Here is a 19536-nt window from a genome sequence, read left to right on the forward strand (position 1 = left end):
GGGCGGTGGTGGTGGGCGTTCGGGAGGCGGTGGCGCCTCGGGGAGCTGGTGATGCGCTGGTTACGACATTTCTTCGCGCCGTCCGCACATGCCGCGTTCCCGGAAACCAGCCTGGACCGGATCGCCCATGCCATTGCCGAGGGTGAGCGCCTGCACGGCGGCCAGGTGATGTTCGCGGTCGAGTCCGACCTGCCGCTGGCCTTGCTGTGGAAGGGCACAAGCGCGCGTGAGCGGGCCGAACATGCCTTCGCGGTGCTGCGCACCTGGGATACCGAGGCCAACAACGGGGTGCTGATCTACCTGTTGCTGGCCGACCATGCCATCGAAATCGTCGCTGACCGTGGCCTGCAGGCGCGGGTGGATGCCGCGCAATGGCAGCTCATCTGCGACCACCTGCGTCAGCAGCTGAACGGAAACAGCCAGGAGGCGGCGGTGTTGGCGGCGGTGGAAGAGGTCTCGCAGCTGCTGGCAGCACACTTTCCGCCTGATCCGGCGGGGCGTCAGCGCAACGAGCTGCCTGACCGCCCGCAGGTCTTCGGCTGAACCATGGGTTGAGTGGCAAGGGCTGCTACCCCGAGAATAGGGACTGGTTCGCCTGACAGTGCCCGCATGCTCTTTCTACATGACATAGATCCCATCGCTTTCTCGCTGGGGCCGATCGATGTGCACTGGTACGGCATCATGTACCTGCTCGGCTTTGCCGCCGCCTGGTGGCTGGGCCGCTCGCGCATTCTTGCCGGGCGCCTGCCGGGCGTGGACATGAACGGCTTCTCCGACCTGCTGTTCTACGCGATGCTGGGCGTGGTGCTGGGCGGGCGTATCGGCTACATGCTGTTCTATGCCACTGCCGATTTCCTCAGTAATCCGCTGATACTGCTGCGGGTCTGGGAAGGCGGCATGAGTTTCCACGGCGGCCTGCTCGGTGTGCTGATTGCCGGCGCTTGGTGGACGCGCAAGTACAAGCTGCATTTCTTCGACACCATCGACTTCGTCGCGCCGCTGGTGCCGCTGGGCCTGGGCTTCGGCCGCCTTGGCAACTTCATTGGTGGCGAGCTGTACGGCAAGTTCACCAATGCCGGTTGGGGCGTGGTGTTCCCGCATTCGCCGCTGAAGGACATTCCGGCTGGCTTGCCGGCAATGGAGCAGCTGCTGTCCGCTGCGCAGATTCAGCAGGATTACGCTGCCGGCCTGCTCACCCAGTACGCACGGCATCCCTCGCAGCTGTATGAAGCGCTGCTGGAAGGCCTGGTGATGTTCCTGGTGCTGTGGTTCTACTCGATGAAGCCGCGCCCGCGTTATGCGGTGTCCGGCATGTTCGCGCTGATGTATGGTTGTTTCCGCTTCCTGGTCGAGTTCGTACGCATGCCCGACAACGGCGTCTATGTCGCGTTCGACTGGTTGACCCGTGGCCAGATCCTGAGCCTGCCGTTGATCGTGCTGGGCCTGGTGCTGCTGGCAATGTCGCGGCGCGCGCCGGTATTGCAGCCGGTGCTCCCACTGGAAGAGAAGAAGGCATGAAGCAATATCTGGATCTGCTGCAGCATGTGATGGAGCACGGCACCGAGAAATCGGACCGCACCGGCACTGGCACGCGCAGCGTGTTTGGTTGGCAGATGCGCTTCGACCTCAACCAGGGATTCCCGCTGGTCACCACCAAGAAGCTGCACCTGCGCTCGATCATCCATGAGCTGCTGTGGTTCCTGAAGGGCGATACCAATATCGCTTACCTCAAGGACAACAAGGTCAACATCTGGGACGAGTGGGCCGATGCCAATGGCGATCTCGGCCCGGTCTACGGCAAGCAGTGGCGCAGCTGGGCTACCGCCGATGGCCGCGAAATCGACCAGATGCAGTGGCTGGTGGACGAGATCAAGCGCAATCCAGACTCGCGGCGGCTGGTGGTCAGCGCCTGGAACGTGGGTGAGTTGTCGCAGATGGCCTTGATGCCCTGCCACAACCTGTTCCAGTTCTACGTGGTCGACGGCAAGCTCAGCTGCCAGCTGTACCAGCGCAGCGGTGACATCTTCCTCGGCGTGCCGTTCAACATCGCCAGCTATGCCTTGCTGACGCATATGGTGGCGCAGGCCACCGGCCTGGGTGTGGGCGATTTCGTGCATACGCTGGGCGATGCGCATATCTATTCCAACCACTACGAACAGGCACGCGAGCAGCTGTCACGCGCGCCGCGCGCGCTGCCCAAGTTGTGGTTGAACCCGGACGTGACCGACCTGTTCGGCTTCCAGTTCGATGACGTCCGCATCGATGGCTACGACCCGCATCCGGCCATCAAGGCGCCGGTGGCGGTGTGAGCGGCAAAATGAAGCTGTCGATGATCGCCGCACTGGATCGCAATCACGGCATTGGCCATGACAATGCGATGCCGTGGCATCTGCCGGATGACTTCAAGCACTTCAAGGCGCTGACCCTGGGCAAGCCGATCCTGATGGGGCGCAAGACCGCGCAGTCGCTGGGCCGCGCGCTGCCGGGGCGGACCAACCTGGTGTTGACCCGCAGCGGGCAGGTGCCATTTGCTGGCATGCAGGCGGTGGCTTCGCTGGATGAGGCGCGGGCGATTGCCATCGGTGAAGGTGCTGATGAGTTGTGCGTGATCGGCGGCGGTGAGATCTATCGTCTGCTGATGGATCAGGCCACCGATCTGTACCTGACCTTGGTGGATACCGAGGTGACCGCCGATACGCATTTCCCGGAAGTGGATCCGGCCTTGTGGCGTGAGTTGGATAGCCAGGTACATGCAGCCGATGAGCGGCATGCGTTTGCTTTCTGGTTCGTGCATTACGTGCGGCGTTGAGTCGGGTTCTATCTGAAGCTTGAAGCTACCCCTCCCCAGCCCTCCCCTTGGCTACGCCAAAGGGAGGGGGCCGATCTCGACGGCTGCACCATCCCGCGCAGCCAAGGCTGTAACCCCCTCCCTTTGGCGTAGCCAAGGGGAGGGCTGGGGAGGGGGAGCTTGTAGCTCTTTGCTCTCAGCGCTTCGCTTCAACCCAACCCAACAATCATCCCGGCATCCGGTAATGCCCAATGATCGTGTGCCGGAACAGCAGGTCCTGCTCCTGCGTGCCCTGCGCGATGTTGTGCAATACCAGCGGGGTGCCATCGGCCAGGCGCCGATCCGAGACGATGCCCACGTGCAGCAGGCCGTGGCCATTGAGCTTCCAGGCCACGATGTCGCCGGCGGCGTAGTCATCGGCGCGGGTGCTGATCGGCAGTTCCCAGCCCTGCCGCTGGAACCAGCGCATCTGGTTGGGGACGCGGCGGTGGTCGATGTTCCGGTCTGGCCGCGACAACCGCCATAGCTGTGGATAGGCAGCGAAATCCCCACGCATGTCCTCGTGGATGCGCTGCTGCAGATCCAGCTGCTGCGTGCGCAGGGCACGGATCACCACATCGGTGCAGACGCCGCGATCCGACGGCGGGTCACCGTTGGGATAGGACAGGGAAAAGTACGCCGGGTCGTAGCGGGTGGTTATCCCGATCTGTGCGCGGGCGGCCGCAACCAGTGGCGGCGAAGCGAGCGGTGCTGCTGCCGGTTCGGGCGGGGATTGTGTTTGCGGGGCGGCGGCGTTGCCTTCGCTTTGCGGACGGCAGCCAGCAAGCAATGCCGTGGCCATCAGCAGCAAGGCTGATGGCCAGCGACTCATGCGGCAGGCCCGTTGCTGTCGGGCGTGGGCGGGCTGTTGTTGCCGTTCCTGCCACGCGGGCGGTGGCGACGCGGGCGACGGCGCTGTTCGCCGTTGCGCTCGGGGCGTACTGCTTCCGGTTTGGCTTCGGGCTTGGGGTCCGCTTTTGCTTCCACGCGCGGCTTGCGCGGCGGATGCTGGCCGGGCACCGGTGCCGGCACATCGCGGCCCGGAACCTGCACCACGCGCAGGTCTTCACTGTCCAACTGCAGGGCGGTGAGCTTGCCGCCCCAGACCGCACCGGTATCGATGGCGTGCACGCCCTGGGTGATGGTCAGGCCCAACGCAGACCAATGGCCGCAGACCATCTTCAGTTCGCGTTCGACCCGGCCCGGTACTTCAAACCAGGGGTACATGCCCTGCGGCTGGGTGCCGGGCGTGCCCTTGTCTTCCATGCCGATACGCCCACTCGGGGTGCAGTAACGCATGCGGGTGAAGATGTTGATGATGGCGCGCGAGCGGTCATAGCCACTCAAGCCCGGCGACCAGGCCGGCTTGTCGCCATACATGTTGCGGAACAGCTTGCGGTAGCCATTGCCATGCAGCTGCTGCTCGACTTCACGGGCGTGCTTTTCGGCCAGCGCCACGGTCCACTTCGGGGCCAGCCCGGCATGGAACATCATCCAGCCCAGTTCGCGGTCCACGTGTACCAGCTTCTGCATGCGCAGCCAGTCCAGCAATACGTCGCGGTCCTCGGCCAGCACGATGCGCTGCAGGTCCGGGTTGACCTTGCGCTGTTCCTCCTCGCTGCGGGCACCGATGGCCAGCAACGACAGGTCGTGGTTGCCGAGCACGGTGACGCTGTGTTCGCGCAGCGAATGTACCAGCCGCAGCGTCTCCAGCGACTGCCCGCCACGATTGACCAGGTCACCGGCAAACCACAGTTTGTCCGCAGCCGGGTCGAAGTTGATTTTCTCCAGCAGCCGCTGGGTGACGTCGTAGCAGCCCTGCAGGTCGCCGATTGCCCAGGTCGCCATCAGTGCAGCGTCCTTGGAATGGCGAGTACGAACGGCGCGATCGGCGCGGCAAACTCGGTGCCGTCGTCGGCGATCATGTCGTAGTGGCCTTGCATGGTGCCGCGCTCGGTGCCGAGCATCACCCCGGAGGTGTAACGGAACTCTTCGCCGGGGCGCAGCCGTGGCTGTTCGCCGACCACGCCGTCGCCATCCACGTGCTCAACCCGGCCTTCGCCGTCGGTGATGCGCCAATGGCGGCTGATCAGCCGGGCTGGCATGGTGCCGCGGTTGTGGATGCGGATCGTGTAGGCGAACGCAAAGCGGCCGTCTTCAGGGGCCGACTGGTCGTCGATGAAACGAGGCGAGACCTCGATCTCGATCGCGTAGTGGCGGTTGTCTTCCATGGGGGGAGTGTAAGCAAAAGCAGGTGATCGGTTTGCGTGTATGCAGCGCTTATTCGTGCGGCAGGTTGGCAAGCCTGATGAAATCGGCAACTTCCAGCTGTTCGGCGCGGGCATCGCTGCGTACGCCGGCAGCTTCGAACTGGGTCTGGTCGATGACGCCGTTGAGCGCGTTGCGCAGCGTCTTGCGGCGTTGGCCAAAGGCGGCCCTGACCACGTCGGCGAAGCGTTTGCGGTCGTTGATGCCCACCGTGGCCGGGTCACGCGGAACCAGCCGGACCACGGCCGAGTCCACCTTCGGCGGCGGCCGGAACGCGCCCGGCGGCACCACGAACAGTGCCTTTACCTCGCAGAAGGCCTGCAGCATCACGCTCAGGCGGCCGTAGACCTTGCTGCCGGGGCCGGCGGCCATGCGGTCGACCACTTCCTTCTGCAGCATGAAGGTCATGTCCGAGATCGCCGCGGCGTGGTCCAGCGCGTGGAACAGGATCGGCGAGGAGATGTTGTAGGGCAGGTTGCCGACCAGGCGGATGGTGCCGCCGGCTGCCAGCTCGGTGAAGTTCACCCGCAGCACATCGCTGTGGACGATGGTCAGCTCGCCCAGCGGGGCGGCGGCTTCGGTCAGCGGCACGATCAGGTCGCGATCGAACTCGATCACGGTCAGCTTGGGGTGGCGGCGCAGCAGCGGAAAGGTGATGGCACCCTGGCCCGGGCCGATCTCGACCAGGCGGTCGTCGCCCTTGGGGTCAACCGCCAACACGATCTTCTCGACGTAGTACTTGTCGGCCAGAAAGTGCTGGCCAAGCTGCTTTTTCGCCGGGGCGGTGAAGCCGGTGCGCGGGGAATGATCTGAATTCATGGGGTGATTTTACGTTGTGCAGCCAGCTGCGCGCATAAAGCGGTGGCGGCAAACAGACTGGAAGGGTCGGCCAGGCCCTTGCCGGCCAGGTCCAGGGCGGTGCCATGGTCCACGGCGACGCGCGGGTAGGGCAGGCCCAGGGTGATATTGGTGGCCTGCTCGAAACCGCTGTACTTGAGCACTGGCAGGCCCTGGTCGTGGTACATCGCCAGCACCGCATCGAAACCGGCGAGCTTGGCCGGCAGGAAGGCGGTATCGGCGGGCAACGGGCCAATCAGGTTCAGGCCTTCGCCGCGCAGCTGCTCGAGCAGCGGGATGATCAGGTCCAGCTCTTCGCGGCCCAGGTGGCCGTCTTCGCCGGCATGCGGGTTGAGCCCGAGCACGGCGATGCGCGGCGCGGCCAGACCGAAGTCGCGGCGCAGGGCGGCATGGATCGTATGGATGACTTTGCGCAGGCTGTCAGCGCTGATGGCATCGGCAACCTCGCGCAGCGGCAGGTGGGTGGTGGCCAGCGCGACGCGCACGATGTCATTGGCCAGCATCATCACCACCTCGACACCGGCCTGGTTGGCCAGCAGCTCGGTGGTGCCGCTATAGGCGATGCCGCCCTGGTTGATCACCGCCTTGTGCACCGGGCCGGTGACCACGCCGTCGAGGCTGCCATCCAGGCAGGCCTGGCCGGCATTGAGCAGGGCATCGATCACCGCGCGTGCGTTGCGGGGGTCGGCCTGGCCGAACTGAGAGGGAGTGGCGTTGCGGACCTCACGCAGGCGCAGATCGCCGGGCTGACGGGCGTGTGCGTGTTCAGGCAGCAGCTGCAGCGGCAGCTTCAGCGCGCGGGCAGCGGCCTGCAGGGTATCGGGGTCCGCAAACGCCAACAGCCGGCAGTCACTGCGCGGCTGTTGGGCAAGACGTATGCAAAGTTCCGGGCCGATCCCGGAGGGCTCGCCCGGAACCAGAGCGAGCTGGGCAGCCATGGATCAGGGCTTGGCCGGCTCAGCCGGCGTGCTGGTCGAGTCGGCGTTGCCTTCGGCACGGTCGCCGCTGCGGAAGCTGACATAGGCTTCGCCACGCAGTTCCTGCAGGAAACGGTTGTACTCGTCGTCCAGCTTGCGGCGGCCGATCTGTTCACGGATCTGCGCACGCTTGTTGTTGTCGCTGACGTCGGTCTGGCGCGAACCCACGCGCTGCACGATGTGCCAGCCGGCGTCGGTGCGGAACGGGGTGCCCACGCCGTTGTCGGCCAGGCCTTCAACCTGCTTGCCGAACTCCGGACCGAATGCATCGGCCGGGAACCAGCCCAGATCACCGCCCTGACCACGGCTGTTGGTGTCGTCGGACGACTCCTTGGCCACGGTCTGGAAGTCAGCGCCGCCGTTGATGCGGGCGCGCAGGGTCTCGATCTTGGCCTTGGCGGCGGCATCGTCCACCTGGTCGGTGACGCGCACCAGGATGTGGCGGGCGTGGTATTCGGTGACCTTCTGGCCATCGCCGCCGGCATCGCCGTCTCGTACTTCCACCAGCTTGAGCAGCTGGAAGCCGCTCGGTCCGCGGATCGGGCCGAGCACATCGCCGGCCTTCATGGTCTTGATCTGGTTGGCGAATGCGCTGGGGATTTCGTCGGCACTGCGCCAGCCCAGATCGCCGCCTTCCAGCGCGTTGGGGCTGTCCGAGTAACGGACGGCGGCAGCGGAGAAGTCCAGCTCACCCTTGTCCAGCAGGCCCTTGACGCCGTCGACCTTGCTCTGGCCGGTGGCGATCTGCTCGGCGCTGGCACCTTCGGGCAGCGCGATCAGGATGTGAGCCAGGTGGAACTGGGCGCCGCCGGCATTCTGCTGGGCCAGCGCGGCATCCACTTCACCTTCGCTGACACTGATGCGGCTCTGGGCGAAGCTCTGACGCAGGCGCTGGGTGATGATTTCCTCGCGCACCGAGTTGCGGAAGTCGGGGAAACCGATCCCGTCCTGGGCCAGACGCTGGCGCAGGCCATCCACATTGGTACCGTTCTGCTGGGCAATGCTGCTGATGGCGTGGTTGAGTTCTTCGTCGCTGACGCGGATGCCGCTGCCATCGGCGCGTGCCACCTGTAGCTTGACCAGGACCAGGCGCTCCAGCACCTGGCGCTCCAGCACCGCGTCGGGCGGCAGCTGGGCTTCGCGGCCGGCGTACTGGCTCTTGATGTTGGCGACCGCACGCTGCAGTTCGCTCTGCAGGATCACGCCTTCGTCAACAATGGCGGCGATGCGATCCAGCGGTTGCGTCTGCTGTGCAACAGCCGGGGCGGCAACGCCGGAGAACGCCAACAAGGTGGCGAGGACTGCAGGAAGGGTCTTGGTCATGGAATCTGGTTGGGATCGTAGTCGTCGTCGTTCGCTTCGATGTTGCTTGGCGGAACGAGGTAGAGGTCGTCTCGGTTGTAGCCGAGAATAGCACGGCGCAAGGTGCGGTCCGTGTCCTGTCCAACCGAGCTCAGGCCCTTGAGCACGAACTCGATCTGGAACGAATTGTTGAGGTCACCTTCGCGGTTTTTGACATAGCGGCGTGCCAGTGCACGCACGGCCAGGCAGCAGCTGTCCCACTGCACGCCACCGATGATTTCCAGCGGCTTGCTGTCGAGCATGGAGTAGTAGTAACGGCCGACGATGCTCCAGCGCGGGTTGATCGGGTACAGGAAGGAGAAATCGGCCTGCTTGAGCTGGTCCTGGCCGGTGGTCGGATTGCCGCGGTAGCGGTAGCTCAGGTTGATCACGCCGTCGTCGGGCAGCAGGTAGCGGGCGCGTACGCTGGCCAGGTCTTCCTTGCGGAACTTGGGATTCCACTGGTAGGTGGTGCCCAGGGTCCAGCGGTCGGTCAGCGCCCAGTTGACGTCGGCCACCCAGGCGGACTTGCTTTCGCTCACCACCGGGTCGCCGGGGTTGACGGTGACCTGGGAATCTTCGAAATAGGTGATCTGGCCGATGCTGGCCGAGAGCTTTTCGCGGCCATCGGCCTGGCGGATCAGCCGCGTGGTCAACGCCGTGGTCAGCTGGTTGGCATCGTTCTGGCGGTCGGCGCCGGTGAAACGCGAGTCGCGGAACAACTGGCCCCAGCTGAAGGTGAAGGCGCGGGTGTCGAACAGCGGCAGGTCCGACTGGTCGCGGTACGGCGTGTTCAGGTAGAACAGACGCGGTTCCAGCGTATGCAGGTAGGACTTGCCCCCCAGCGTGGTCTCGCGGTCGAAGAACAGGCCCATGTCGATGCTGGCGATGGGCATGCTGCGGCTGGGCGAGGTGTTGCCGCGCAGCTGCTCTGGAGTGGCGGTGGCTGGATCGATGCCGGCCGCACGCAACTGCCGGGCGCGGATGTCGTCGGCCAGTCCGCGCTCCAGGTCATAGGCGGTGTAGCGCCAGGCCAGCGTCGGGGTGATGTACCAGGACGCACCTGCCAGCGGCATCGAGACGTAGGGTTTGATGTCCAGTCGTGAGCCGCCCGGCATGGCCTTGGACAGGCCGTTGCGGCTGTAGTCCAGGCTGGGGCCGTTCTTGTAATGAACATCATCATGGGTGAAGCGCACCGCTTCGGCATACACACCGGCTTCAAACCAGTGCCCGAAATTCTCGTCCCAGGTGGCAAACAGACGCGGTTGGCGACTGTAGGGCAAAGATGACTCGGTCAGTGTGTAATCGGTCAGCTGCCATTCGTCGGCCATGATGCCGGCGGTCCAGGCGCGGCCGGTGCCGTACAGGCCTATGTTGCTGCGAAGGTTGGAAGCGGTGATGCCGTTGAGGCGATTGGCGAAGTCCTCGACATAGCGCTCGTCGCTGACCCAGGCCATGTTGGCGCGTGCCTGCCAGTGCTTGTCGATGTTGTGGTAGCCGCTGAACGCAGCCGTGCCGCGGTCGCGGTCGCGCAGCGAGTCGTTTGGCATGTAGGCGGTGTCGAGCTGACCACGGCCGCCGGAGTACAGATAGCGGAACTCGTTGTTCAGCATCAGCCCGCGCTGGCTCATGTAGCGCGGGGTCAGGGTGTCGTCGTAGTTCGGCGCCAGATTGAAATAGATCGGCTGCGCGTAGTCGAAGCCGTTGCGCCCGGACATGCTCAGCTTGGGATAGAGCAGGCCGGTCATGCGGCGGTCGTCGATCGGGAACTTGAAGTAGGGCGCATACAGCACCGGCACCTTGCCGATGCGCAGCACGGCGTTGCGGGCGGTGCCGAAGCCTTCTTCGTTGTCGACGTCGATCTGCGGTGCCACCAGCTTCCAGATCGGCTGCGAGGGATCGCAGGTGGTGTAGCTGGAGTGGTGCATCTGCCCGGTCGAGCCCTGCAGGTCCACCGAGTCGGCCGAGCCGTTGCCGCGGCGGGATACCAACTGGTAGCGGATATCGCTGATCTTGTGCGAATCCGTTTCCTGGTTGCCCTCGGCGCGCTCGGCCACCATCCGGATCGAGGAATCCGAATAGCGGACATTGCCTTCGGCGATGTAATTGCCGGTTTCGGTGTCCATCCGCAGCGTGTCGGCGCCCATGAACTGGTCGCCACGCTTGAGCAGCACATTGCCCTGGTACTGCGGGATGGTGCTGGTGCCGGTGAGCTCGTTGCCTTCGATATCGGTCGGCAGCTGCTCGCGGTTGGCGGCTGCCACCGGATCGGCAGGCGGGGCCTCGTCGAAGGCCGGCAAGGTGTCGGTGGCCGGGCATAGGCCCCAGTTCATCGGCTTCTCGTCGGCCCAGGCGGGCAGGCAGATGGCAATACCCAGGGGCAGGGGAAGCAGGCGGAGAGCTCGGCGCACGCGGTTCGCATTCGGGGGAAAACGGCCGCTAGCTTGCCGCATCGCCTGCATGGGGGCAATGAAAGGCTGCCGGAAGGGCCGGGCAGGGTTCATCCATCAACGGCTTGCGAGCAGCTCCTGGACATGGGCAACGCTGCATTCGCGCAGGGCCTGCAGGTCGTAGCCACCCTCCAGCATGGACACCACACGGCCGCTGCAATGGCGCTGGGCCAGCTTTACCAGTTCGGCGGTCAGCCAGCCGAAATCCTCGGTTTCGACCATCAGGTCGGCCTGCGGGTCACGCATATGGGCATCGAAACCGGCCGAAATGAACAAAAGTTGCGGCCGGAAGGCCTCGATCTGCGGCAGCATCTCGTCGGCCCAGGTGTTGCGGAAACGGAACCCACCGCTGCCCGGCGGTAGCAGGATGTTGCAGATATTGCCGACGCCGCGCTCGCGCATGCTGCCCGAGAACGGGAACAGGCCGGACTGGTGACTGCTGTAGTAGGCGACTTTCGGGTCGGTTTCGAAGATGGCCTGGGTGCCATTGCCGTGGTGCACGTCAAAATCGACGATGGCCACCCGTTCCAGGCCGTATTTGTCGCGGGCATAGGCGGCGGCCACGGCGATGTTGTTGAACAGGCAGAAGCCCATCGCGGTGTCGGCAGTGGCGTGGTGGCCGGGTGGGCGGACCGCGCAGAACACGCGCGGATTGCCGTTTTCCAGCATCACCGCATCCACTGCAGCCACGCCGGCCCCGGCAGCGTGCAGGGCGGCGCTGGCCGAGCCAGGCGAGGTGAAGGTGTCCAGGTCGATGCGCCGCAGCGGCACGGTCTGTACCTGCAGCATGGCGTCGATCAGCTCGCGGGTATGCACCCGCGCCAGCTCGCCGAGCTTGGCCGCCGGGGCGTTGCGCCATTCCAGCTGATCCGGGAATTCCTCACGCAGGGCCGAAATGACGGCGTGCAGGCGCTCCGGCGACTCGGGGTGGTCGATACCGGGATCGTGTTCAAGGCAGGCGGGGTGGGTGAATACCAGCATGGCCGCACTGTAACCGGCGACGCCGCGCAGGGCGCGGCGTCGTGTGGGAGGGAGGGATCAGCCGTGACGGCGTTCGTGGTTCCACAGCACCTCGCCCTGGCCATCGACCCGGGCAAGCACGCGTGAGAGCACGAACAGCAGGTCGGACAGGCGGTTCAGATAGCGCACCGCCTCGGCCCGGATATCCTCGACCCGGGCCAGGGCCACGGTTTCACGCTCGGCCCGGCGCACGATGGTGCGCGCCAGGTGGCAGCGCGACGCGCCTTCACCACCGGCTGGCAGGATGAAATCCTTCAGCGGCGGCAGGTTGTCGTTGTAACGGTCCAGGTGCTGCTCCAGGGCGTCGATATCGGCGCCATGGATGGCGGCGTGGCCGGGGATGCACAGCTCGCCGCCGAGGTCGAACAGCTGGTGCTGGATGGTGGTCAGCAGGTCGCGGATGTCCTGAGGCAGGTCCACGGCCAGCAACACGCCGATGGCCGAGTTGGCCTCATCGACGGTGCCATAGGCGTTGACTCGCAGCGAATCCTTGCCGGTACGGCTGCCATCACCCAGGCCGGTGCTGCCATCGTCGCCGGTGCGGGTGTAGATCTTGGAGAGGCGGTTACCCATTGCTCGGCGCGCCCTTAGTGAGCAATGCGGCCAGCGGCCGACTGCTTGCTGCTGGCTTCAACGGCAACCTGTACCAGCGCGGCGGCACCGATGTACATGGCGGCACTGCGCATGTACGGCAGCAGCCAATCGCTGTAGTTCTTGGCCCAGCCGGCAAAGCTCGGCTCGGCGACCGAGGCGCTGATCCAGTAGAAGCTGCCCTGGGCGATCAGGTGGCACAGGGCCACCGAGCCAATCACGGTGACGGCCAGCAGGCCCAGCGACTTGAGGCTGGCGCTGCGGTAGTAGCGGCGCAGCAGCATGCCGCCGGCCCACATCGCGAAGTAGGCCGGGATCAGCATCCAGTAGGCGGCCGAGACGCAGTAGTGCTGCCAGAAGCTCATGCCCTGGCTGGAAATCACCGCCCAGTCGACCACCACGGCCAGGCCCATCAACAGCGGGAACGCCCAACGGGTCCAGTTGCGCAGGTAGAAACCACCAATGAAGAACACCGCCCACGATGCATCCGGGACCGGTGCGAAGTGGTTGATGCGGGTGCCGGCCATCAGCAGCACGAGCAGGGACAGGATGAAGGCGCGTTGGACGTTGGCGGTCATGGGTGGCGGTTTCCGTTAATCAGACCGCCATTCTAGCCGCAGTGGGGGTGAACCTGCGGTTGCGCTGCGGCATGGGCCCGCGCAACCGCAGGGGTGATCCCCCGTATCATTGGCCCATGAGCAAGAACCATGACGTAGTGATCGTCGGTGGCGGGCTGGTCGGTGCCAGTCTGGCTATCGCACTGGACCGGCTGGGGCTGGATGTGGGCCTGGTCGAGGCGACCCCGGGCGGGGTGATGCCGGCGGTATTCGACCAGCGCAACCTCAGCTTTGCGGCGGCCACGGTCAATGCCCTGACCGCGTTGGGGGTGATGCAGAAGCTGACCAACCCGGGCGGGCCGATTCGCCGCATCCATGTCAGTCGCGCCGGTGATTTCGGCCGGGTGGTGATGCAGGCCAGCGATTACGGCCGTGAGGCCTTCGGCCAGGTGGTGGTGGCGCGTGACTTCGGCGAGGCACTGGAAGCCCGGCTGGCCGAGCTGCAGCACCTGACCCGCTATCGCCCGGCCCGCTTCATCGGCCTGGGCTCAAGCCGCGACGGTCTCCGTGAACTGATCATTGCCGACGAGTCCGGCGAACAACGCCTGCAGGCACGGCTGGTGGTCGGCGCCGACGGCACCCGCAGCGCGGTGCGCCAGGCGCTGGGCATCGACGTCAGCGAACACGATTACCAACAGACCTTGTTTGTGGCGCGGGTGCGCGCGGCCAAGGCACCGGATGGCAGCGCCTATGAGCGCTTCACCGATACCGGCCCCACCGCATTGCTGCCGCGAGGCGACCGTCATTACGGCGTAGTGCACGGCGTTGCCCGCGACCAGGCCGATGCGGTGATGGCGCTGGACGATGCGGCGTGGTTGACGCGGCTGCAGACCGCAGTGGGCTGGCGTGCCGGGCGGTTGCTGGAAAGCGGCCCACGCAGCGCCTACCCGCTGATCCAGGTACTGGCACAGAAGCTGGTGGGCGAGCGCGCGCTGTTGCTGGGCAATGCCGCGCAGACCATCCATCCACTGGGTGCGCAGGGCTTCAACCTGGGCCTGCGCGATGCATTGACCCTGGCCGAGCTGATTGAAGATGGCGCACAGGATGCGGGCAGCGATGCACTGCTGCAGGCCTATGTGGCCCGGCGCGGCCCGGACCGTGAACAGACCTTGGCGTTCTCCGACGGACTTGCGCGCTTGACCAGCAATGCCACGCCGCTGATACGGCCACTGCGCAGCCTGGGTTTTGTTGCCGCGGCGCAGACCCCGGCGCTGCAGTCCTTGCTGGTCGGCGGAGCGATGGGCTTCCGCGGCCAGGTGCCCGAATTGTGCAGGAGCCAAGCGCGATGAGCCGACGTGGGCAATGGGATGCGGTGATCGTCGGTGGCGGCGTGGTGGGTGCAGCCTGCGCGCTGGCGCTGGCCCAGGAAGGTCTGCAGGTGGCGATGGTGGAAGGCCGCGAGCCGCCACCGTGGTCGCCGCAGAAGCCGGACCTGCGGGTGTTCGCCTTTGCCGCGGACAACGCTGCTCTGCTGGACACCTTGGGCGTATGGAAACAGGTGGACCAGGCCCGCGCGCACGCCTATCGGCGCATGCGGGTATGGGATGCCGCTGGTGGCGGCGAGTTGAGTTTCGATGCCGACAGCCTGGGCCGCCGCGAGCTGGGTTGGATCGTCGAGAACGGCCTGCTGGTCGACCGTCTGTGGGCGGCATTGCCGGCGGCGGGCGTACAGCTGTACTGCCCGGCGCGGGTGGAGGCGATGGAACAGGATGCGCAGGGCGTGCGCCTGCGCCTGGATGATGGCCGCCGTGTCGAGGCCGCCATTGCGATTGCCGCCGATGGTGGCGAATCCACGCTGCGTACCCTGGCCGGTCTGGAAGTCAGTCGCCACGACTATGGCCAGCGCGGCGTGGTGGCCTATGTGGACAGCGCCTTGCCGAACGAAGACACCGCTTGGCAGCGTTTCCTCGCTACCGGTCCGCTGGCGGTGCTGCCGTTTGCTCGCAACCGCAGTTCCATTGTCTGGACCTTGCCGGATGCAGAAGGCGAGCGCGTGCTGGCGCTGGATGAGGACAGCTTCAATCGTGAGCTGACCAATGCCTTTGCTGGCCGTCTGGGTGAGATGCGGCTGGTTTCGGCGCGCGCGGCGTTCCCGCTGCGCAGGCAGCTGGCCACCGCGTACGTCGCCGGGCGCGTGTTGACCCTGGGCGATGCCGCGCATGTGGTGCATCCGCTGGCCGGGCAAGGCGTGAACCTGGGCTTGCGTGATGTGGCCGGGCTGCGTGATCTGGTACGCGCGGCAAAGCAGCGTCGTCAGGATTGGAGCGCGCCGCATCGGCTGCAGCGTTGGGCGCGCACGCGCCGCAGCGAGAATACGGTGGCCGCTTACAGCTTTGATGCGATCAACAAGGTGTTCTCCAATGACGAGATGCACCTGACCCTGGCGCGCGGTGCGCTATTGGGTTTGGCGGGCAAGATGCCGCCGTTGATGTCGATGTTCTGGAAGCGCGCTTCCGGGCTGTAGCCCAGCCGCGTCCAGAGCAACGCGATCCTGTAGTGCCGAGCCATGCTCGGCAGGGGCTTTACCGGCACAGCGTGATGTAGTGCCGAGCCATGCTCGGCAGAGGCTTTACCGGCGCACCGTGATGTAGTGCCGAGCCATGCTCGGCAGAGGCTTTACCGGCGCACCGTGCCGTAGTGCCGAGCCATGCTCGGCAAGGGGCTCTACCGGCGCACCGTGCCGTAGTGCCGAGCCATGCTCGGCAGAGGCTTTACCGGCACAGCGTGATGTAGTGCCGAGCCATGCTCGGCAAGGGGCTTTACCGGTAAGGCTTCAGCCGAGCATGGCTCGGCTCTACATGGTTTGGATGCATTGCCGGCTTCGCGGCTTACGCCGCTCCTACAGCCTGCGTCAGCGCAACCAACCGGCCAACTGCTCGCGTGACAGCTTGCCGCGACGGCCTGTATCCAGCGCATTGAACTCATCTGCCAAGGCCGGGTTGACCTGCGCTTCTTCGCGGCTGATGAAGCCGTCGCCGTTCACGTCCATGGCTGCGAAATCAATGCGGTAATTGCCGATCACGCTGTCAGGCTGGATCGACCGCACGGTGACCTGGGCCTGGTCGGTAGGCATCAGGATCTGCGTGGAATGGGTGACCTTGCCAGTGGACAGTGACTGTTCGCGCACGTGCACTGGCGTTTCGTTCAATGGAATGCTGACCGCAGGTGCAGGGCGCTGCGCGGTCTGGGCGATGGCAGTGACGGGCAGCAGGCATGCAAAGACCAAGGGCAGGGCGAAACGTAGCGCGGACATGGCACGACTCATCATTGGCGGAAGCGGCCCCGCCGACGTGGCGAGGTGGCTGCGATGGTAGTGCGACACGCCTGAACAGGCGAGTTTCAGCCAGGAATGAAGGGGAAAACCAGCTTCAGCAAGCCCTTCAATCCGCCTTCGGCGGTGGAGCTGATGGCTTTCGCACCCAGGCTGTTGAGTGCACGGCGCAGATCGTCCCAGCGCAACTGGGTGACATCCTTCTTCAACAGGTCGGCGACTTCTTCCGAGGCCGGTGCGAGTTTTTTCAGGGCATCCAGCGTGGCCTGCGGATCCGGCTGCAGGTAGTTCCAGCGTTCGGCGATCTTGAGCAGGGTGTCGAAACGCACCGCCACCACTTCGCGGTTGCGCTCGTATACCGGGATAGCGCCGACATCGAGGATGGCCTGCTCGAAACGCTGTGCATCATCCGGGTGCTCGATGCGGATGGCGAGGAAGCCTTCCTTGCGGCTGCGCTCGCTGACGTGCTTCGCCCCGGAGCGCAGATTGGCTTCGGTCAGGACCGCCGCGACGATGCGCTGCAGGGCCGCGTCGCCTTCTTCCGGCACCAGGGCACGCCAGCGCGCATAGCCATCACGGCGCAGGCCCTTGACCTTGGCCGGCGTGACCCGCAACTGCAGGGCAACCGCGGCATTGGAGTCGCTGCGATTGATGGCGCCATCGCGTTCGATCAGGACAAAGATCAGCAGTTCCAGGTCACGCTTGGTCAGCGACTGGAAACCCTGCATCAGGGTCAGTCGCAGAAACTCGGTGCCGAAGCTGGCCGGGTCTTTCAGTTCGATGGTGTGCATTGCCTTCCTCCCAAGGCTTACAGCATGCCTGATATGGATTGCAGGAGCTGAGACAGCAGGCTTCAGGGTTTGCCTGATGGCTGCAGCCCGTATTCACGGCCGGGGCGATCAGCCTGGAAGGTTTCCACCGCGCCCCGGTCCTGAAGGGTGACGAAGACCTGGCGGCCATCGCTGCCACCGAAGGCGACGTTGCTGGGCTTGCGGCCCTTGAGCGGAACCTCGCGCAGTAACGTGCCTTGCGGGGACAGCACCGCAACCACCCCGGCGTCGTAGCGGGCGATGTAGAGGTTGCCATCAGCATCGCAACGCATGCCGTCCATGCCGTGGTCGTCGAAACGGATCAGCAGGCGCTTGTTGGCAAGGCTGCCGTCGTCGCCGCGGTCGTAGACCCAGACATTGCGTTGCACGCTTTCGTTGACGTACAGACGCTTGCCGTCGGGGCTGACTTCGATGCCGTTGGTAGTGCCCATGCCTGATTCGAGCAGTTGCACCTTGCCGTCGCGGTCGATGCGCCATAACTGGCCTTCGTCGGTCTTGGTCCAGTTCGGATCGCTGGCGTAGAGCGTGCCGTCCGGAGCCAACGCGATGTCGTTGGGCTGATGTGCGTCGGGTAGATGGGCAAACACGCTGACAGTGGTGCTGCCCGGCGCGACGCGCAGGATGTTGTGGCGCGGATAGTCGGCGATATACATCGTGCCATCACGGCCAAAGCGGATGCCGTTGCCGACGCTGCCTTCGGGCAGGGTGAGGAACAGCGTTGCCTTGCCGTCTGCATCGACGCGACCGATGGTGCCGTCCTTGCCGAAGTTGACGACGTAAAGCGCGCCATCCGGACCGGTGGCCGGGCCTTCGATGCCGGTGGTAAAGGTGCCATCGCTGACATGGTCGCGGGCGATGAAGTCTTCGGCGGCAATGGCGGCGCTGCTCAGGGTGATGAGCGCAGAGGCGGCGATGCGGGCAAGGGTGATCTGGCGGGCGATGGCGGCGGCCTCCGTATTGGTGGAAGCAGGAGTGTGCCAGAGGGTTGGGGTGGAGCGGAGTGTGGTTGCGTGGGCAACTTTGGGAAGCTTTGGCTTTGGCTTTGGCTTTGGCTGTGGCTGTGGCTGTGGCTGTGGCTGTGGCTTGGCTTTGGTCGTGCTTTTGTTTGTTGTCCCTTCTCCCGCTTGCGGGAGAAGGTGCCCGCAGGGCGGATGAGGGGGCTTTGGCTTTGCTGTTGTCACTGGCTCAAGGGGCCAAAGTCCAAGCAAAAACTGAAAGCACGAGCAGAAGCTGCCCTCACCCCAACCCCTCTCCCGCTGAGCGGGAGAGGGGCTTCAATCAAAAGCCTTTGGCCCGCGGCGTCACAAACACCGTGATTTCCTCACGGTCGTGATACAGCTGCTTGGCGCGGATGGTCAGCGGCTTGCCGGCCTTGTCGGCAAACAGGTCCAGGCACAACCGGGTTTCATCCCAGCGCTTCTTCATCGGCAATTTCAGGTTGAAGATGGCGTGCTTGCACCAGCCTTCGCGCAGCCAGGTGCCCATGCGCTCGGCAACGCGGCGTGGCTGTTCGACCATGTCGCAGACCATCCAGTCCAGGGGCGTTTCCGGCTGCCAATGGAAACCATCGGCACGCAGGTGCTCGACCAGGCCGGTATCCAGCACGTGCTGGCGCAACGGGCCGTTGTCGATGCTGCTGACACGCAGGTGCTGGCGGGTCAGTACCCAGGTCCAGCCGCCCGGTGCCGCACCCAGATCGGCCGCGCGCATGCCCGGCACCACCAGTGCTTCACGCTCTTCCGGCGTAAGCAGGGTCATGAAGGCTTCTTCCAGCTTCAGGGCCGAACGCGACGGTGCATCCGGCAGCAGCTTCAGACGCGGGATGCCGAGCAGCCAGGGCGCGCTGTCGCGGGTGTCGGCCACGCAGACGAAGGCGTGCGTGCCATCCACAAACACCACATGCAGGCGCGGCAGCTTGCCGTTGGGCTTGTCGGTGAGCAGACCGGCCTTGCGCAATGCCGGGCGCAGCGCGTTGCCGAAGGCGCGGGCCAGCCCAGCCAGCGGCTTGCCAGCGTCCGAATCGGGGTGCTCCACCCACAGGTCGCCAAAGCGTTGCTGGCCTTCCAGCGCGGCGATGATCGGGGTGATGCGGTCGCTGGCATCGAGCTGCGGCAGCTCGGCCAATACCCGCAGCTTCTGGCGGGCGAAGATCAGTTCACGCCAGGGCAGGCGCTGGTCCAGTGCTTCGGCCTCATCGGTGACAAACACCACGTAGCCATCATTGCGCTGGGTGCGGGCATAGCCGGCAATACCGGCCAGACCTGCACGTTCGTTGAGTTCGCCGGCCAGTTCCGGTTCAAAGCCTTGGCGGCAGTAGCAGAGCAGGCCGGTCATGGAATTCCTTGGTGTGGAGCAGGTTGGGTTCCTTCTACCTGTGGGAGAAGGTGCCCCGCAGGGGCGGATGAGGGTAGGTCACGGCTTGGTAGCAGACAGCATGCGGCCTGCCGGACCCTCACCCCAACCCCTCTCCCGGAGGGAGAGGGGAT

General features: G+C 65.3%; 20 protein-coding genes. 6 read left to right on the forward strand and 14 right to left on the reverse strand.

Annotated elements, in window-relative coordinates:
- Positions 1-51: 51 nt before the first annotated feature.
- The 4 genes from ABB27_RS12085 (at position 52) to ABB27_RS12100 (ending at position 2809) form a co-directional block, all read left to right on the forward strand.
- Positions 52-543, forward strand: coding sequence for a TPM domain-containing protein (locus ABB27_RS12085; RefSeq protein ID WP_057628964.1), 492 nt, complete (start codon positions 52-54; stop codon positions 541-543).
- A gap of 66 nt (positions 544-609) precedes the next feature.
- The gene (lgt, locus tag ABB27_RS12090) at positions 610-1518 is read left to right on the forward strand and encodes a prolipoprotein diacylglyceryl transferase (RefSeq protein ID WP_057628965.1); all 909 of its coding nucleotides are present in this window, start codon (positions 610-612) and stop codon (positions 1516-1518) included.
- Positions 1515-2309, forward strand: coding sequence for a thymidylate synthase (locus tag ABB27_RS12095; protein ID WP_057628966.1), 795 nt, complete (start codon positions 1515-1517; stop codon positions 2307-2309). The genes lgt and ABB27_RS12095 overlap by 4 nt, the downstream gene beginning before the upstream one ends.
- A gap of 8 nt (positions 2310-2317) precedes the next feature.
- Positions 2318-2809, forward strand: coding sequence for a dihydrofolate reductase (locus ABB27_RS12100; protein ID WP_057628994.1), 492 nt, complete (start codon positions 2318-2320; stop codon positions 2807-2809).
- Between the two features lie 205 nt (positions 2810-3014).
- Here the strand turns inward: ABB27_RS12100 and ABB27_RS12105 are convergent, their stop codons facing one another.
- The 10 genes from ABB27_RS12105 to ABB27_RS12150 are packed head-to-tail and all read right to left on the reverse strand — an operon-like array spanning position 3015 to position 12910.
- Positions 3015-3659: a DUF1287 domain-containing protein gene (locus ABB27_RS12105; RefSeq protein ID WP_057628967.1), complete on the reverse strand. Its 645-nt coding sequence runs from the start codon at positions 3657-3659 to the stop codon at positions 3015-3017.
- Entirely contained in the window at positions 3656-4675 is a 1020-nt protein-coding gene (locus tag ABB27_RS12110) for a symmetrical bis(5'-nucleosyl)-tetraphosphatase (RefSeq protein ID WP_057628968.1), read from the reverse strand. The genes ABB27_RS12105 and ABB27_RS12110 overlap by 4 nt, the downstream gene beginning before the upstream one ends.
- Entirely contained in the window at positions 4675-5058 is a 384-nt protein-coding gene (gene apaG, locus ABB27_RS12115) for a Co2+/Mg2+ efflux protein ApaG (protein WP_057628969.1), read from the reverse strand. Before apaG ends, ABB27_RS12110 begins: the two co-directional genes overlap by 1 nt.
- Before the next feature lie 49 nt (positions 5059-5107).
- Positions 5108-5914, reverse strand: a complete 807-nt coding sequence (gene rsmA, locus ABB27_RS12120) for a 16S rRNA (adenine(1518)-N(6)/adenine(1519)-N(6))-dimethyltransferase RsmA (RefSeq protein ID WP_057628971.1) — start codon at positions 5912-5914, stop codon at positions 5108-5110.
- The gene (gene pdxA / locus ABB27_RS12125) at positions 5911-6891 is read right to left on the reverse strand and encodes a 4-hydroxythreonine-4-phosphate dehydrogenase PdxA (RefSeq protein ID WP_057628972.1); all 981 of its coding nucleotides are present in this window, start codon (positions 6889-6891) and stop codon (positions 5911-5913) included. Before pdxA ends, rsmA begins: the two co-directional genes overlap by 4 nt.
- A 3-nt stretch (positions 6892-6894) precedes the next feature.
- On the reverse strand, positions 6895-8253 hold the full coding sequence (locus ABB27_RS12130) for a peptidylprolyl isomerase (protein WP_057628974.1): 1359 nt from the start codon (positions 8251-8253) through the stop codon (positions 6895-6897).
- A complete protein-coding gene (gene lptD, locus ABB27_RS12135) occupies positions 8250-10775 on the reverse strand; it encodes an LPS-assembly protein LptD (RefSeq protein ID WP_083491287.1) in 2526 nt (841 codons plus the stop codon). The genes ABB27_RS12130 and lptD overlap by 4 nt, the downstream gene beginning before the upstream one ends.
- 3 nt (positions 10776-10778) lie before the next feature.
- Positions 10779-11702, reverse strand: coding sequence for a histone deacetylase family protein (locus ABB27_RS12140; RefSeq protein ID WP_057628977.1), 924 nt, complete (start codon positions 11700-11702; stop codon positions 10779-10781).
- A gap of 57 nt (positions 11703-11759) precedes the next feature.
- On the reverse strand, positions 11760-12314 hold the full coding sequence (locus tag ABB27_RS12145; RefSeq protein WP_057628979.1) for a cob(I)yrinic acid a,c-diamide adenosyltransferase: 555 nt from the start codon (positions 12312-12314) through the stop codon (positions 11760-11762).
- Positions 12315-12328: 14 nt separating this feature from the next.
- Entirely contained in the window at positions 12329-12910 is a 582-nt protein-coding gene (locus tag ABB27_RS12150) for a hypothetical protein (RefSeq protein WP_057628981.1), read from the reverse strand.
- 116 nt (positions 12911-13026) lie between these two features.
- Between ABB27_RS12150 and ubiH the strand changes: the two genes are divergently transcribed.
- Positions 13027-14238: a 2-octaprenyl-6-methoxyphenyl hydroxylase gene (ubiH, locus tag ABB27_RS12155; RefSeq protein ID WP_057628984.1), complete on the forward strand. Its 1212-nt coding sequence runs from the start codon at positions 13027-13029 to the stop codon at positions 14236-14238.
- Positions 14235-15413: a UbiH/UbiF family hydroxylase gene (locus tag ABB27_RS12160; RefSeq protein WP_057628985.1), complete on the forward strand. Its 1179-nt coding sequence runs from the start codon at positions 14235-14237 to the stop codon at positions 15411-15413. Before ubiH ends, ABB27_RS12160 begins: the two co-directional genes overlap by 4 nt.
- A 387-nt stretch (positions 15414-15800) precedes the next feature.
- Here the strand turns inward: ABB27_RS12160 and ABB27_RS12165 are convergent, their stop codons facing one another.
- The 4 genes from ABB27_RS12165 to rlmM form a co-directional block, all read right to left on the reverse strand.
- Positions 15801-16202 carry an EF-hand domain-containing protein gene (locus ABB27_RS12165; protein ID WP_057628987.1) on the reverse strand — a complete coding sequence of 134 codons (402 nt, stop codon included), beginning with the start codon at positions 16200-16202 and terminating at the stop codon, positions 15801-15803.
- Between the two features lie 86 nt (positions 16203-16288).
- Entirely contained in the window at positions 16289-17011 is a 723-nt protein-coding gene (locus ABB27_RS12170; protein WP_057628990.1) for a hypothetical protein, read from the reverse strand.
- A gap of 62 nt (positions 17012-17073) precedes the next feature.
- On the reverse strand, positions 17074-17979 hold the full coding sequence (locus tag ABB27_RS12175) for an SMP-30/gluconolactonase/LRE family protein (RefSeq protein ID WP_057628997.1): 906 nt from the start codon (positions 17977-17979) through the stop codon (positions 17074-17076).
- Between the two features lie 349 nt (positions 17980-18328).
- Positions 18329-19384, reverse strand: a complete 1056-nt coding sequence (gene rlmM, locus ABB27_RS12180) for a 23S rRNA (cytidine(2498)-2'-O)-methyltransferase RlmM (protein ID WP_057628991.1) — start codon at positions 19382-19384, stop codon at positions 18329-18331.
- Positions 19385-19536: the final 152 nt, after the last annotated feature.

The organism is Stenotrophomonas terrae, from assembly GCF_001431465.1.
GTDB classification, from domain to species: domain Bacteria; phylum Pseudomonadota; class Gammaproteobacteria; order Xanthomonadales; family Xanthomonadaceae; genus Stenotrophomonas; species Stenotrophomonas terrae.

What these genes read in the sequence shown, in the direction of transcription:
- ABB27_RS12085 (WP_057628964.1), top strand. Translation starts at nt 52, where the DNA reads ATGCGCTGGTTACGACATTTCTTCGCGCCGTCCGCACATGCCGCGTTC.
- lgt (WP_057628965.1), top strand. Translation starts at nt 610, where the DNA reads ATGCTCTTTCTACATGACATAGATCCCATCGCTTTCTCGCTGGGGCCG.
- ABB27_RS12095 (WP_057628966.1), top strand. Translation starts at nt 1,515, where the DNA reads ATGAAGCAATATCTGGATCTGCTGCAGCATGTGATGGAGCACGGCACC.
- ABB27_RS12100 (WP_057628994.1), top strand. Translation starts at nt 2,318, where the DNA reads ATGAAGCTGTCGATGATCGCCGCACTGGATCGCAATCACGGCATTGGC.
- ABB27_RS12105 (WP_057628967.1), bottom strand. Translation starts at nt 3,659, where the DNA reads ATGAGTCGCTGGCCATCAGCCTTGCTGCTGATGGCCACGGCATTGCTT.
- ABB27_RS12110 (WP_057628968.1), bottom strand. Translation starts at nt 4,675, where the DNA reads ATGGCGACCTGGGCAATCGGCGACCTGCAGGGCTGCTACGACGTCACC.
- apaG (WP_057628969.1), bottom strand. Translation starts at nt 5,058, where the DNA reads ATGGAAGACAACCGCCACTACGCGATCGAGATCGAGGTCTCGCCTCGT.
- rsmA (WP_057628971.1), bottom strand. Translation starts at nt 5,914, where the DNA reads ATGAATTCAGATCATTCCCCGCGCACCGGCTTCACCGCCCCGGCGAAA.
- pdxA (WP_057628972.1), bottom strand. Translation starts at nt 6,891, where the DNA reads ATGGCTGCCCAGCTCGCTCTGGTTCCGGGCGAGCCCTCCGGGATCGGC.
- ABB27_RS12130 (WP_057628974.1), bottom strand. Translation starts at nt 8,253, where the DNA reads ATGACCAAGACCCTTCCTGCAGTCCTCGCCACCTTGTTGGCGTTCTCC.
- lptD (WP_083491287.1), bottom strand. Translation starts at nt 10,775, where the DNA reads ATGAACCCTGCCCGGCCCTTCCGGCAGCCTTTCATTGCCCCCATGCAG.
- ABB27_RS12140 (WP_057628977.1), bottom strand. Translation starts at nt 11,702, where the DNA reads ATGCTGGTATTCACCCACCCCGCCTGCCTTGAACACGATCCCGGTATC.
- ABB27_RS12145 (WP_057628979.1), bottom strand. Translation starts at nt 12,314, where the DNA reads ATGGGTAACCGCCTCTCCAAGATCTACACCCGCACCGGCGACGATGGC.
- ABB27_RS12150 (WP_057628981.1), bottom strand. Translation starts at nt 12,910, where the DNA reads ATGACCGCCAACGTCCAACGCGCCTTCATCCTGTCCCTGCTCGTGCTG.
- ubiH (WP_057628984.1), top strand. Translation starts at nt 13,027, where the DNA reads ATGAGCAAGAACCATGACGTAGTGATCGTCGGTGGCGGGCTGGTCGGT.
- ABB27_RS12160 (WP_057628985.1), top strand. Translation starts at nt 14,235, where the DNA reads ATGAGCCGACGTGGGCAATGGGATGCGGTGATCGTCGGTGGCGGCGTG.
- ABB27_RS12165 (WP_057628987.1), bottom strand. Translation starts at nt 16,202, where the DNA reads ATGTCCGCGCTACGTTTCGCCCTGCCCTTGGTCTTTGCATGCCTGCTG.
- ABB27_RS12170 (WP_057628990.1), bottom strand. Translation starts at nt 17,011, where the DNA reads ATGCACACCATCGAACTGAAAGACCCGGCCAGCTTCGGCACCGAGTTT.
- rlmM (WP_057628991.1), bottom strand. Translation starts at nt 19,384, where the DNA reads ATGACCGGCCTGCTCTGCTACTGCCGCCAAGGCTTTGAACCGGAACTG.